The following is a 12,643-nucleotide window of genomic DNA, read 5'->3' as shown; positions in this document are numbered from 1 at the left end:
GCCCGGAAGCGGAGGCCCTTTCCCTCGGTCAGAAGAAGCCGTTCAGGTTCCACCAGTCGCCGGCCGTCTCCACGCGCGAGTCCAGCGCGCCGTTGCCGCGGCCCGGGTACACGAGCTGGCAGCCGACGCCTCGGCAGGCTTCGCCGACATAGCTGCTCTTGGTGATGGTGACGAGGTCGGCACGGCCGTCGCCGGTGACATCGCCCAGGCCCAGGAACGAGTCCATGCCGTTCCAGCCGCTGTTGCCCATCAGCACACGGGACCCGAAGGCCCCGGCCTTGCCCGGGTACAGCCACAGCTGCCCGGTGGAGGCCTGGCGGGCGATCAGGTCCGCACGGCCGTCACCGTTCATGTCGCCCGCCCCGACCAGGGCGCTCATGCCGTTCCAGCCGCTGGCGCCGATGAGCTTGCGCGCACCGAGGGTGCCGGTGCCGGTGCCGGGGTACAGCCAGAGCTTGCCCGTGGACTTCTCGACGGCCAGGACGTCAGAGCGGCCGTCGCCGGAGAGGTCGCCGTAGGCGGCGATCCGGCTCATGGCGTTCCAGCCGCCGTTGCCCATGAGCTTGCGCGAACCGAGGCTGCCGGTGCCGGCGCCCGGGTACAGCCACAGCTTCCCGGTGGACGCCTCGCGGGCGATCACGTCCTCACGGGCGTCACCGCTGAAGTCGCCGTGCCGGACGAGGGCGTTCATGCCGTTCCAGCCGCTCTTGCCGACCAGCTGCCCGCTGCCGTCGCCGCGCAGGAACCACAGCCGGCCCGCCTTGTCCCGGACGAGGACGTCGGCCTGGCGGTCGGCGTTCAGATCACCGAAGCCCGCCGCCTGGGACGCGGTCGACGCGTACCACTGCGGGTAGGCCGGGAGGATGCACTCCCGCTCGGTGGGGACGAAGCTCACCGAGCTGACGGTGGGTTCCGTGTGACCCCACTCGGTACCCGCGGGGTCGGGGCCCCATATGTCGACGCCGTCGGGCTTGCTGTAGTTCGTGTCGTCGTGCAGGCAGACGAACTTGGACGTGTGGTTCACGACGGACTGGAACGTGTTGTTCCAGGTCCCCAGCGTCGCCTTGTTCGTGTTCGTCTTGAACATGGTGCCCGTGCCGTTCTCGGACTTCCAGGCACAGAAATAGCCCGCCGGGCAGTCGCTGATCGCGGCCTGTGCGGGCGCCGCGCCCGCACCGAGGAGCCCGAGCGAGGTGAGCCCCAGCGTCGTGGCCATCGTGGCCACGCGCCGAAGCAGTGATACGCGCATTTCTTCCCTCCCTGAGCGGCACGGAGAAACGCTCGACGTGCCGCGGGAGGAAGATACCTTGCCGACGCCCCAGGGCAGACGGCCCACAACCGTCTGCCCCTGGCGCCATTCCCGGGGAGCTACCCCTGCCGGCCTGCGCCTACAGCACCGGCAGGTTCTTCCGCAGCTCGAACGCGGTGACCTCGCTGCGGTACTCCTCCCACTCCTGGCGCTTGTTGCGCAGGAAGAAGTCGAAGACGTGCTCGCCGAGGGTTTCGGCGACGAGGTCGCTGCGTTCCATGAGGGTCAGGGCTTCGCCCAGGTTCTGGGGCAGCGGCTCGATGCCCATCGCGCGGCGTTCGGCGTCGGAGAGGGCCCAGACGTCGTCCTCGGCGCCGGGCGGGAGCTCGTAGCCCTCCTCGATGCCCTTGAGGCCGGCGGCCAGGAGGACGGCGTAGGCGAGGTAGGGGTTGGCGCCGGAGTCGAGGGAGCGGACCTCCACGCGCGCGGAGCCGGTCTTGCCGGGCTTGTACATCGGGACGCGGACGAGGGCGGAGCGGTTGTTGTGGCCCCAGCAGATGTACGAGGGGGCCTCGCCGCCGGCGCCCGCGGTGCGCTCGGCGCCGCCCCAGATGCGCTTGTAGGAGTTGACCCACTGGTTGGTGACCGCCGCGATCTCCGCCGCGTGCCGGAGCAGGCCCGCGATGAAGGAGCGGCCGACCTTGGAGAGCTGGTACTCCGAGCCCGACTCGTAGAAGGCGTTCCGGTCGCCCTCGAAGAGTGAGAGGTGCGTGTGCATGCCGCTGCCCGGGTGCTCCGAGAACGGCTTCGGCATGAACGTCGCCTGGACGCCCTGCTCCAGCGCGACCTGCTTCATGACCAGGCGGAAGGTCATGACGTTGTCGGCCGTGGAGAGCGCGTCGGCGTAGCGCAGGTCGATCTCCTGCTGGCCGGGGGCGCCCTCGTGGTGGGAGAACTCGACCGAGATGCCCATGGACTCCAGCATGGTGATCGCCTGGCGGCGGAAGTCCATGCCGATGTTCTGCGGGGTGTGATCGAAGTAACCCGAGTTGTCGGCCGGCGTGGGGCGCGAGCCGTCGAGGGGGCGGTCCTTCAGCAGGAAGAACTCGATCTCGGGGTGGGTGTAGAAGGTGAAGCCCAGGTCGGAGGTGCGGGACAGGGCGCGCTTGAGCACGTAGCGCGGGTCGGCGAAGGACGGGGAGCCGTCCGGCATGAGGATGTCGCAGAACATGCGGGCGGTGCCGGGGGCCTCCGCGCGCCAGGGCAGGACCTGGAACGTCGACGGGTCGGGCTTGGCGATCATGTCCGACTCGTAGACGCGGGCGAAGCCCTCGATCGCCGAGCCATCGAAGCCGATGCCCTCGTCGAAGGCCTGCTCCAGCTCGGCCGGGGCCACGGCGACGGACTTGAGGAAGCCCAGCACGTCCGTGAACCACAGGCGTACGAACCGGATGTCACGCTCCTCCAACGTCCGGAGCACGAACTCCTGCTGCTTGTCCATCTTCCGCTTCCCATCCTTGCTGGTCAGGCCGCCTGTCTCCGGTACCGCGGGAGGCGGTCGGGCACCCGAGCATCACACCACAACAGCATTTCATGCGCGTTGCGGACCTTGATCGTCGCGGCGACTCAGGGCCGAACGCCTCGTGTCCGGCGGGTGTACAGCTCTGAGGCCCATAGTGCCTGCTGAGACCGACATCCGGTATGGCCGCCCACCCCCTGACATTTAATTTGCATTCCAGATGCAACAATTAGCGGTGAGCCGCACCAGCAGCTCTCGTTTCCCAAGGAGGACCCATGCTGTCCGAGCAGTCCGCCGCGACCGTGCGCGCCACGCTCCCCGCCGTTGCGGCGGCCATCGGTGAGATCACCGAACGCTTCTACGCCGGACTGTTCGCCGCGCACCCCGAGCTGCTCCGCGACCTGTTCAACCGCGGCAACCAGGCCGCCGGCACCCAGCGCCAGGCGCTGGCCGGCTCCATCGCCGCGTTCGCCACCCACCTGGTCGCGCACCCCGACCAGCGGCCCGACGCGATGCTGGGCCGCATCGCCCACAAGCACGCCTCCCTGGGCGTCACGCCCGAGCAGTACGAGGTCGTCCACGAGCACCTCTTCGCCGCCATCGCCGACGTCCTAGGCGAGGCCGTCACGCCCGAGGTCGCCGCCGCCTGGGGCGAGGTCTACTGGCTGATGGCGAACGCGCTGATCGCCATCGAGAAGCGGCTGTACGAGGAGGCCGGCGAGCCCGGCCGGCGGGACTGGGAGGTCGTCGAGCGGGTCGAGGAGACCACCGACGTCACCACCTTCCGGCTGCGCCCCGTCGACGGCGGCCCGGTGACCGGCTTCCGCGCGGGACAGTACGTCTCCGTCGGCGTCGAGCTCCCGGACGGCGCCCGCCAGATCCGGCAGTACAGCCTCTCCGGGGCGCCGGGCGACACGGTGCGGCAGATCAGCGTCAAGCGCGTGCACGACGGTACGACGCCGGAGGGCGAGGTCTCCAACCATCTCCACGCGCGCGTGCGCGCGGGCAGCGTGCTCCAGCTGTCGGCCCCCTACGGCGACCTCGTCCTCGACGACGCCCCCGGCACCCCGCTGCTGCTGGCCTCCGCCGGCATCGGCGTGACCCCCATGGTCGCGATGCTCGCGCACCTCGCCGAGAGCGGCCACGGCGCCCCGGTCACCGTGGTGCACGGCGACCGCTCCCCCGCCGACCACGCCCTGCGCGCCGACCACGAGGCGTACGCGGCGAAGCTGCCGGAGGCGGCCGTGCACTTCTGGTACGAGCGGGAGGCGGCCCCGGGCACCCGCACCGGTCTCGTCGACCTCACGGACGTACCCGTCGCGCCGGGCACGCGCGCGTACCTGTGCGGTCCGCTGCCGTTCATGCGCGCGGTGCGGGCCCAGCTGCTGGAGCGCGGGGTGGCTCCGGCCGACATCCACTACGAGGTGTTCGGGCCGGACCTCTGGCTGGCGCGCTAACCACCGAGCACCGCGGGGCCCGCTACGGGGCCCTGGTGATCTCCAGCAGCAGCGGTCCCGTCGGCTCCGCCACGACGTCCGCCACGGTGAGCGGGTCCAGCGAGGCGAAGAACGCCTCCTGGGCCCGGCGCAGAGCGCCGCGCAGACGGCAGGCGGAGTTCAGGGGGCAGGGGACGGGGCCCTCGCAGTCGACGACGTCGCCGGTGCCCTCGAAGGAGCGCACCACGGCGCCCACCGATGCCGTACGGCCCCGCTCGGTGAGGGAGAGCCCGCCGCCGCGGCCGCGCCGGGCGTCGACGAGGCCGAGGTGCTGGAGCTCGGCGACGACCTTGGCGAGGTGGGTGTAGGGGACCTCCATGTCGGCCGCCACGTCCCGGGTGGTGGGCGTGGCCCCGCCCGCCACGGCGAGCCGCATGAGCACGCGCAGCGCCAGGTCGGTGGATCGCAACAGCCGCATACCGGCAGCCTAGGTAATACGCATCTGAGCTTCAAATATTCGCCTTTCCCGCGCCCGACCTACTGGGGCGTCGTCCTCCCCCATTACGATCAGCGGACCGATCGTCCCTCCCGTCCACGTCACCCCCCGAAGGACACACCCCATGGGTTCCGCGAAGAAGAGCAACAGCGCCGAGCGCAAGGCACGGATAGAGGAGATGCGGCGCGCCGAGCAGGCCCGTGAGCGCCGCAACCGGATCCTCACGATCGGCGCCAGCACGGTGATAGTCGCCGCTCTCGTCGTCGGCACGGTCGTGCTCGTGCGGTCCCAGTCCGACGACAGCAGCACGGCGGCCGACGGGAAGTCGACCTCGGGCAAGTTCACCACCGGCGCGGACGGTGTGAAGACCTGGAAGGGCACGCTGGGGCGCACCCACGTCACCAAGACCGTGAAGTACCCGGTGGAGCCCCCGGTCGGCGGTGACCACAACCAGGTCTGGATGAACTGCAACGGCGACGTCTACGGCAAGGCCGTGAACAACATGAACGCCGTGCACTCGCTGGAGCACGGCGCGGTCTGGGTGACGTACAACAGCAAGGCCTCCAAGGCGGACGTCGACGCGCTGGCGGCGAAGGTGAAGAAGACGCCGTACACGCTGATGAGCCCGGACGACAAACAGGCGGACCCGATCGTGCTGACGGCGTGGGGGAACCAGCGCACGGTGACGGGCGCGAAGGACCCGAACGTGGACAAGTTCTTCGAGAAGTTCGTGCAGGGCAAGCAGACCCCTGAGCCGGGTGCCGCCTGCACGAACGGTCTGTCCCAGTGAGGTTCGCCGGCGTCGCCGTCGCCGTGGCGGGTGTGCTCGTCGCGGCCGGGGCGATCACGTACTCCGTCGCCGAGGACGGCGGTTCGGACGCGCAGACGCCGGCCGCCGACTCGGCGGACGCCGGGTTCGCGCGGGACATGGCGGTGCATCACCAGCAGGCCGTCGAGATGTCGTACATCGTGCGCGACCGCACCTCCGACGAGGAGGTGCGGCGCCTCGCCTACGACATCGCGCAGACGCAGGCCAACCAGCGCGGCATGCTGCTGGGCTGGCTGGACCTGTGGGGGCTGCCGAAGGTGTCGTCCAAGGCGCCGATGACCTGGATGGGCATGGGTGACATGGCCTCCGGCAAGGACGGCGCGCTGATGCCGGGCATGGCGACCAACACCGAGATGAAGAAGCTGAACACCCTCAAGGGCAGGCCGGCGGAGGTCTTCTACCTGCAGCTCATGACGGACCACCACAAGGGCGGCGTCCACATGGCCGAGGGCTGTGTCGCCAAGTGCACGGTCGGGGTGGAGAAGCGGCTCGCGCAGGGCATGGTCGAGGCGCAGCAGTCGGAGATCGATCTGATGGCGGGCATGCTCAAGGAGCGGGGCGCGAAGGCCCGCTCCTAGGGCGTAAGCCTCAAATCGCCCCGCCTTTGGGTTACTTGGGCTCTTCTTGGTTCTTCTTGGCCTGCTCATTCCCCTGGCATGAACGGTTCATCGCGAGAGTGGCGACCGTCGAGTGATCCACTCGCGAACAGAACCGCACAGGGGGTTCCATGAGATCCAACCGCGCCAAGGTGCGCGCCGGAGTGAGCCTGGCAGCGACACTGCCGATGCTCGCGGGCGCGCTGGCGCTAGGCATACCCGCGGCGCACGCCGCGGACGCCCCGGCCCGTGACACGCTGGCCGGGACCAAGCCCGCGTGGGCCACGGCCAAGGCGGACCAGGGCGCGACGTCCGACGGCGCCCAGGTCTCCGCCCGCGTGTACCTCGCCGGACGGGACGCGGCCGGCCTCGCCGCCTACGCCAAGGCGGCCTCCGACCCGTCCTCGCCCGTGTACGGCAAGTACCTGAGTGCCAAGCAGGCGCAGGCCCGCTTCGGCGCGACCAAGGCTCAGGTGGCGGCCGTGAAGTCCTGGCTGACGTCGGCCGGCCTCAAGGTCACCGGCGTCACGCGGCACTACGTCTCCGTCACCGGTGACGTGGCCGCCGCGGAGAAGGCGTTCGGCACGCAGCTGCACAACTTCACCAAGGGCTCGAAGACCTACCGCGCGCCGTCCAAGACGGCCTCCGCGCCGGAGAGCCTGAACGGCGCCGTCCTGACCGTGACCGGTCTGGACAACGCGCCGCACAAGGCGTCCCACGACGACCAACTGCCCGGTCCGGGGGCGGCGTTCAAGAACGCCGGGCCGTTCTCCTCGTACTACGGCTCGAACACCGCGACCACGCTGCCGGACGCGTACGGCACGAAGATCCCGTACGCGGTCAAGGGCTACACGGGCAAGCAGCTGCGGTCCGCGTACGGCGCGGGCACGTACACGGGCAAGGGGGTGCGGGTCGCCATCACCGACGCGTACGCCTCGCCGACCATCGCCTTCGACGCGGCCACCTACGCGAAGAAGCACGGCGACGCGGCCTACACCAGCGGCCAGCTGCGCCAGGTCCTGCCCAAGAACTACACGCACACCAAGCCCGAGGAGTGCGACGCCTCCGGCTGGTACGGCGAGGAGACCCTCGACGTCGAGGCCGTGCACGCGGTCGCGCCCGCCGCGCAGATCACCTACGTCGGCGCCGCGTCCTGCATGGACGACGACCTGCTCGACTCGCTCGGCAAGATCGTCGACGGCCATCTGGCGGACATCGTCTCCAACTCGTGGGGCGACATCGAGGCCAACCAGACGCCGGACCTCGCGGCCGCCTACGACCAGGTCTTCCAGTTCGGCGCGGTCGAGGGCATCGGCTTCTACTTCTCCTCCGGTGACAACGGCGACGAGGTCGCCAACACCGGCACGAAGCAGGTCGACACCCCGGCCAACTCGGCGTGGGTGACGGCGGTCGGCGGCACCTCGCTGGCGGTCGGCAAGGGCGACAAGTACCTGTGGGAGACCGGCTGGGGCACCGAGAAGGCCGCGCTGTCGGCCGACGGCAAGAGCTGGACGAGCTTCCCCGGCGCGTTCACCTCGGGCGCGGGCGGCGGCACCAGTAAGACGGTCGCCGAGCCCGCGTACCAGAAGGGCGTCGTGCCGGACGCGCTCGCCAAGGCCAACAGCGCCGCCGGCAACCGCGTGGTCCCGGACATCGCGGCGATCGCCGACCCGAACACCGGCTTCCTGGTCGGCCAGACGCAGACCTTCCCGGACGGCTCGGAGCAGTACAGCGAGTACCGCATCGGCGGCACCTCGCTGGCCTCTCCGGTCATCGCGGCCGTGCAGGCCCTCGCCCAGCAGGCGCGGGGCGGCAAGGCGATCGGGTTCGCCAACCCGTCGATCTACGCCAAGTACGGCTCGAAGGTCTACCACGACGTCACGGACAACCCGACCGGCTCCGGCCTCGCGGTGGCCCGCGTCGACTTCGCCAACAGCGTCGACGCCTCCGACGGTCTGCTCACCTCGGTGCGCAGCCTCGGCAAGGACAGCTCGCTGAAGGCGGTCAAGGGCTACGACGACGTCACCGGCGTGGGCACGCCCACGGGCGGTTACGTGGAGTCCTACCGGCGCCGCTGACACCTGCTCGGCGGCCCGGCCACCGGCGCCCGCTCCTCCCCGAGGGGCGGGCGCCCTCCTGTGCCGCCGCACCGCGCCGACGGGGCGATCAGGACGAGGACGAGTCGTCCGGCTCTCCGTCCTCCACGCGGTACGTCCTGGTCGACGCGACCCCGCAGCGGCAGCGGGACCGCTCGACCAGCTCCCCGTCCTCCGATACGCCCAGAAACTCGCTGAACGGGACGTGCACGTGCTCACCCATGAGGCGTCGCTTTCCTTGTCCGGATACGCGCGCCCATAGTCACCGCAGACCACTCGTCCTGGCAGTGCCGCAGGTCACATCCTCCCGGCGGCGGCCTCCCCACGACCGCGGCACGGCCACGTGGGCTGGGCCACACCCCCATTGTGTCGCTTTGACGATTACTGGTGTCTAGACTGGGCCCGTGCCTCAACTTCGCCTCGCTCTGAACCAGATCGACTCGCGTGTCGGCGACCTCGCCCGGAACACCGAGTCGATCCTCCGCTGGACCCGGCACTCCGCCGAGCAGGGAGCGCATCTCGTGGCGTTCCCGGAGATGGTGCTGACCGGGTATCCCGTCGAGGACCTGGCCCTGCGCTCCTCGTTCGTCGAGGCCTCCCGCGCGGGCCTGCGCACCCTCGCCGCCCGTCTCGCCGAGGAGGGCTTCGGCGAGCTCCCGGTGGTCGTGGGCTACCTCGACCGTTCCGACACGGCCCAGCCGAAGTTCGGCCAGCCGGCCGGCGCTCCGCAGAACGCGGGGGCGGTGCTGTACCGCGGCGAGGTGGTCCTCGCCTATGCCAAGCACCACCTGCCGAACTACGGCGTCTTCGACGAGTTCCGCTACTTCGTGCCCGGCGACACCATGCCGGTGGTGCGCGTGCACGGCGTCGACGTGGCCCTCGCGATCTGCGAGGACCTCTGGCAGGACGGCGGCCGCGTCCCGGCCGCCCGCTCCGCCGGGGCCGGCCTGCTGCTGTCGATCAACGCCTCCCCCTACGAGCGTGACAAGGACGACACCCGCCTGGAGCTGGTGCGCAAGCGCGCCCAGGAGGCGGGCTGCACCACCGCCTACCTCGCCATGATGGGCGGCCAGGACGAGCTGGTCTTCGACGGCGACTCCATCGTGGTCGACCGGCACGGCGAAGTCGTCGCGCGGGCGCCGCAGTTCGACGAGGGCTGTGTGGTCCTGGACCTGGACCTGCCGGCGGCGTCCGCGAACCCGCCTCAGGGCGTGGTGGACGACGGCCTGCGCATCGACCGGGTGATCCTCTCCGAGGACCCGCTGCCCGCGTACGAGCCGGAGCACACCGGTGCCTACGCGGACCGGCTGGACGACGACGAGGAGGTGTACTCGGCGCTGGTCGTGGGCCTGCGGGCGTACGTCACCAAGAACGGCTTCAAGTCCGTCCTCATCGGCCTCTCGGGCGGCATCGACTCGGCCCTCGTCGCGGCGATCGCGTGCGACGCGGTGGGCCCGCAGAACGTGTACGGCGTGTCCATGCCGTCGAAGTACTCCTCGGACCACTCGAAGGGCGACGCGGCGGAGCTGGCACGGCGCACGGGCCTGAACTTCCGCACCGTCCCGATCGAGCCGATGTTCGACGCGTACATGGGCTCGCTGGGCCTGACCGGTCTGGCGGAGGAGAACCTCCAGTCGCGTCTGCGCGGCACGATGCTGATGGCGATCTCGAACCAGGAGGGCCACATCGTCCTGGCCCCCGGCAACAAGTCGGAGCTCGCGGTGGGCTACTCGACGCTGTACGGCGACTCGGTGGGCGCGTACGGCCCCATCAAGGACGTGTACAAGTCGTCGATCTTCCGCCTGGCCCAGTGGCGCAACCGCGCGGCGGCGGAGCGGGGCCAGACCCCGCCGATCCCCGAGAACTCGATCACCAAGCCCCCGAGCGCGGAGCTGCGCCCGGGCCAGGTCGACACGGACTCCCTGCCGGACTATCCCGTCCTCGACGCGATCCTCGACCTGTACGTGGACCGCGACCAGGGCGCCGACGTCATCGTCGCGGCCGGCTTCGATCCGGCCCTCGTCGCCAAGACCCTCCGCATGGTCGACACGGCCGAGTACAAGCGCCGCCAGTACCCGCCGGGCACGAAGATCTCGGCGAAGGGCTTCGGCAAGGACCGCAGGCTGCCGATCACCAACGGCTGGCGGGAGTCGGTGTAACCGACGGGAACCGGCCAAGCGTCACCCCTCTGCGCCCACCCTAGTCAAAGTTGACTAGGGTGGGCGCATGGGTGAGAAGACCATTCCGATCCTGCCGTGCCGGACCCTCCAGCCCGTGCTCGACTTCTACACCGCCCTCGGATTCGAGGTGACCTTCCAGCAGCGGAGTCCCAACCCCTTCGCAGTCGTGGAACGCGGCGGCATCGAGCTGCAGTTCTTCGGGATGAAGCAGTACGAGCCGGCGGAGTCGTTCAGCACGTGCTACGTCACGACCGACGATGTCGACGGGCTGTACGAGGCGTTTCGGGCCGGGCTCAAGGCGGCGTACGGACGGATCCCGACCCGAGGGCTGCCGCGGGTGGGGCCGCTGAAGGACATGTCCTACGGCGTACGGCAGTTCCTCATGACCGATCCGGGCGGCAACTGCGTCCGCGTGGGGCAGAGCACGAGCGAGGACCCGCGTCATCGGCCCGCGCCCGACGGGACGTTCGCGAAGGCCCTGCACCACGCGTCCCTCCTCGCGGACTCGAAAGAGGACCCGGCGGGCGCCGCCAAGGTCATCGACCGCGTGTTGGGCCTCGGGGACGAGAGGGCGAGGGGCGTGCAGCTGCTCCAGCTCCTCGCGCTGCGTGCGGATGTCGCCGAACGCCTCGGTGACGAGGAGACCGTGGCGTCCGTACTCAGCCGGGCCGCAGCGGTCCGCCTCACCTCCGCGGAGCGGGACTTGGCCCGGGACGCCCTTCTGCGCCTGGAGGATCTGCGGATCAGCGGCCAAGACCTCCGTCGGTAGCACGGCAGCGTCCCGCCTCGCCGGGCACGTGTCCCACCAGGGAGGCGGCTCCGGGCAGGTGGGTCTCCGTGACCCGCTCGGGCGGGGTGTCCGCGTATACGCCGACGGGCAGGGGCGGCGGGTGCGATCACCCGCCGCCCCTGCCCGCAGCTTCAACGGCGCGGCGTCCGGGCCGAGCCTCAGGGGCGCCGAGGCCGGCGCCTCAGTGGTGCAGTGCCTCCGACTCCTGCGGTACGTGGGTCGCGACAACCCTCTCCCGGCCGGCGGCGGGCGCCCTGCGCCGGTCCACCGCGTACGCCGCGCCGGCCACCGCCAGGCCCAGGACCGCGAGGCCCGCTCCGGCGACCGCCGGGGACGTCGTGCCGAAGCCGGCGGACAGGGCCAGGCCGCCGATCCAGGCGCCGCCGGCGTTGGCCAGGTTGAAGGCGGCCTGGTTCGCGGAGGACGCCAGGGACGGGGCCGCCGACGCCTTCTCCATGACCATGAGCTGGAGCGGGGAGCCGGTGACGAACGCGGCCGTGCCGAGCAGGATCACTGCCAGGGCCGCGCTCCACGTCGTGGCCATGAGCAGCGGGAACAGGGCCAGGACCGCGACCAGGGACACCAGGCCGCCGAGCAGCGTGCCGCGCAGGGAGTGGTCCGCGAGCCGCCCGCCGAGCAGGTTGCCGGCGGTGGCACCGACGCCGAACAGGGCGAGGAGCAGGGTCACGCTGGAGTCGGCGTACCCGGCGGAGTCCGTCAGCATCGGTGTGATGTAGCTGTAGGCGGCGAAGAGCGCGCCGAAGCCCGCGACCGTCGTACCGAGCGCCAGCCACACCGGCAGGGACCGCAGCGCGGCCAGTTCGCCGCGCAGTCCGGCGGCCGGGGCGGCGTGGGAGTGGTCGCGCGGGATCAGCAGCGCGAGCGCGGCGATCGCCGCCAGGCCGATCGCGCTGACGCCGAGGAACGTCGCCCTCCAGCCGAGGTGCTGCCCCATGAGGGTGGCGACGGGGACGCCGGCGACGTTGGCGACGGTGAGGCCCAGGAACATCAGGGAGACGGAGCGGGCCTTGCGCTCGGGCGCGACCATGGTCGTCGCGACGACCGCGCCGACGCCGAAGAAGGCACCGTGCGGCAGTCCGCTCAGGAAGCGGGCCGCCAGCAGCCAGCCGTTGTCGGGAGCGAACGCGGAGAGCGCGTTGCCGGCTATGAAGAGGGCCATCAGGCCGATCAGGACCGTGCGGCGGGACATCCGCGCGGTCACCGCGGCGAGCAGCGGGGCGCCGATGACGACACCGAGCGCGTACGCCGAGACCAGGTGACCGGCGGTGGGAATCGAGATGTGCAGGTCGTCCGCGACTTCGGGCAGCAAGCCCATCATCACGAACTCGGTGGTGCCTATGCCGAAAGCACCCACGGCCAGGGCGAGCAGGGCCAAGGGCATGGAGAAGCCTGTGCCTTTCTGAAGAGAGCGGGTTCCGTACAGCTTATGTT

At 70.8% G+C, this 12,643-nt stretch carries 11 protein-coding genes; 6 read left to right on the top strand and 5 right to left on the bottom strand.

Going from position 1 to position 12,643, the window contains the following annotated elements; genetic code table 11:
• Positions 1-28: 28 nt before the first annotated feature.
• Complete coding sequence (locus ACFYWX_RS16975; RefSeq protein ID WP_389424809.1) at positions 29-1,249, bottom strand: FG-GAP-like repeat-containing protein; 1,221 nt, start codon at positions 1,247-1,249, stop codon at positions 29-31.
• A 139-nt stretch (positions 1,250-1,388) separates the two neighbouring features.
• A complete protein-coding gene (gene glnA, locus ACFYWX_RS16970; protein ID WP_389424808.1) occupies positions 1,389-2,750 on the bottom strand; it encodes a type I glutamate--ammonia ligase in 1,362 nt (453 codons plus the stop codon).
• A 293-nt stretch (positions 2,751-3,043) separates the two neighbouring features.
• Here glnA and ACFYWX_RS16965 point away from each other — a divergent pair, with 293 nt between their 5' ends.
• Positions 3,044-4,225 carry a globin domain-containing protein gene (locus ACFYWX_RS16965; protein ID WP_389424807.1) on the top strand — a complete coding sequence of 394 codons (1,182 nt, stop codon included), beginning with the start codon at positions 3,044-3,046 and terminating at the stop codon, positions 4,223-4,225.
• Between the two features lie 22 nt (positions 4,226-4,247).
• On the opposite strand, the gene ACFYWX_RS16960 is transcribed toward ACFYWX_RS16965, so the two are convergent.
• Complete coding sequence (locus tag ACFYWX_RS16960; RefSeq protein WP_389424806.1) at positions 4,248-4,682, bottom strand: RrF2 family transcriptional regulator; 435 nt, start codon at positions 4,680-4,682, stop codon at positions 4,248-4,250.
• A 142-nt stretch (positions 4,683-4,824) separates the two neighbouring features.
• Here ACFYWX_RS16960 and ACFYWX_RS16955 point away from each other — a divergent pair, with 142 nt between their 5' ends.
• The 3 genes from ACFYWX_RS16955 (at position 4,825) to ACFYWX_RS16945 (ending at position 8,203) form a co-directional block, all read left to right on the top strand.
• Positions 4,825-5,490, top strand: a complete 666-nt coding sequence (locus tag ACFYWX_RS16955; RefSeq protein WP_389424805.1) for a DUF3105 domain-containing protein — start codon at positions 4,825-4,827, stop codon at positions 5,488-5,490.
• On the top strand, positions 5,487-6,107 hold the full coding sequence (locus ACFYWX_RS16950; RefSeq protein WP_389424804.1) for a DUF305 domain-containing protein: 621 nt from the start codon (positions 5,487-5,489) through the stop codon (positions 6,105-6,107). The genes ACFYWX_RS16955 and ACFYWX_RS16950 overlap by 4 nt, the downstream gene beginning before the upstream one ends.
• Positions 6,108-6,256: 149 nt before the next feature.
• Complete coding sequence (locus tag ACFYWX_RS16945; protein WP_389424803.1) at positions 6,257-8,203, top strand: protease pro-enzyme activation domain-containing protein; 1,947 nt, start codon at positions 6,257-6,259, stop codon at positions 8,201-8,203.
• Between the two features lie 88 nt (positions 8,204-8,291).
• Here the strand turns inward: ACFYWX_RS16945 and ACFYWX_RS16940 are convergent, their stop codons facing one another.
• A complete protein-coding gene (locus ACFYWX_RS16940) occupies positions 8,292-8,444 on the bottom strand; it encodes a hypothetical protein (protein WP_389424802.1) in 153 nt (50 codons plus the stop codon).
• A gap of 181 nt (positions 8,445-8,625) precedes the next feature.
• On the opposite strand from ACFYWX_RS16940, the gene ACFYWX_RS16935 reads away from it, so the two are divergent.
• Both ACFYWX_RS16935 and ACFYWX_RS16930 read left to right on the top strand, forming a co-directional pair.
• A complete protein-coding gene (locus ACFYWX_RS16935) occupies positions 8,626-10,380 on the top strand; it encodes an NAD+ synthase (protein ID WP_389424801.1) in 1,755 nt (584 codons plus the stop codon).
• Positions 10,381-10,447: 67 nt separating this feature from the next.
• On the top strand, positions 10,448-11,170 hold the full coding sequence (locus ACFYWX_RS16930; RefSeq protein ID WP_389424800.1) for a bleomycin resistance protein: 723 nt from the start codon (positions 10,448-10,450) through the stop codon (positions 11,168-11,170).
• A 202-nt stretch (positions 11,171-11,372) separates the two neighbouring features.
• Here ACFYWX_RS16930 and ACFYWX_RS16925 read toward each other — a convergent pair whose 3' ends face one another.
• Positions 11,373-12,593 carry an MFS transporter gene (locus ACFYWX_RS16925; RefSeq protein ID WP_389424799.1) on the bottom strand — a complete coding sequence of 407 codons (1,221 nt, stop codon included), beginning with the start codon at positions 12,591-12,593 and terminating at the stop codon, positions 11,373-11,375.
• Positions 12,594-12,643 lie beyond the last annotated feature (50 nt).

The organism is Streptomyces sp. NPDC002888, assembly GCF_042888465.1.
GTDB lineage: Bacteria > Actinomycetota > Actinomycetes > Streptomycetales > Streptomycetaceae > Streptomyces.
This window is presented reverse-complemented; position numbering and strand designations above follow the sequence as displayed.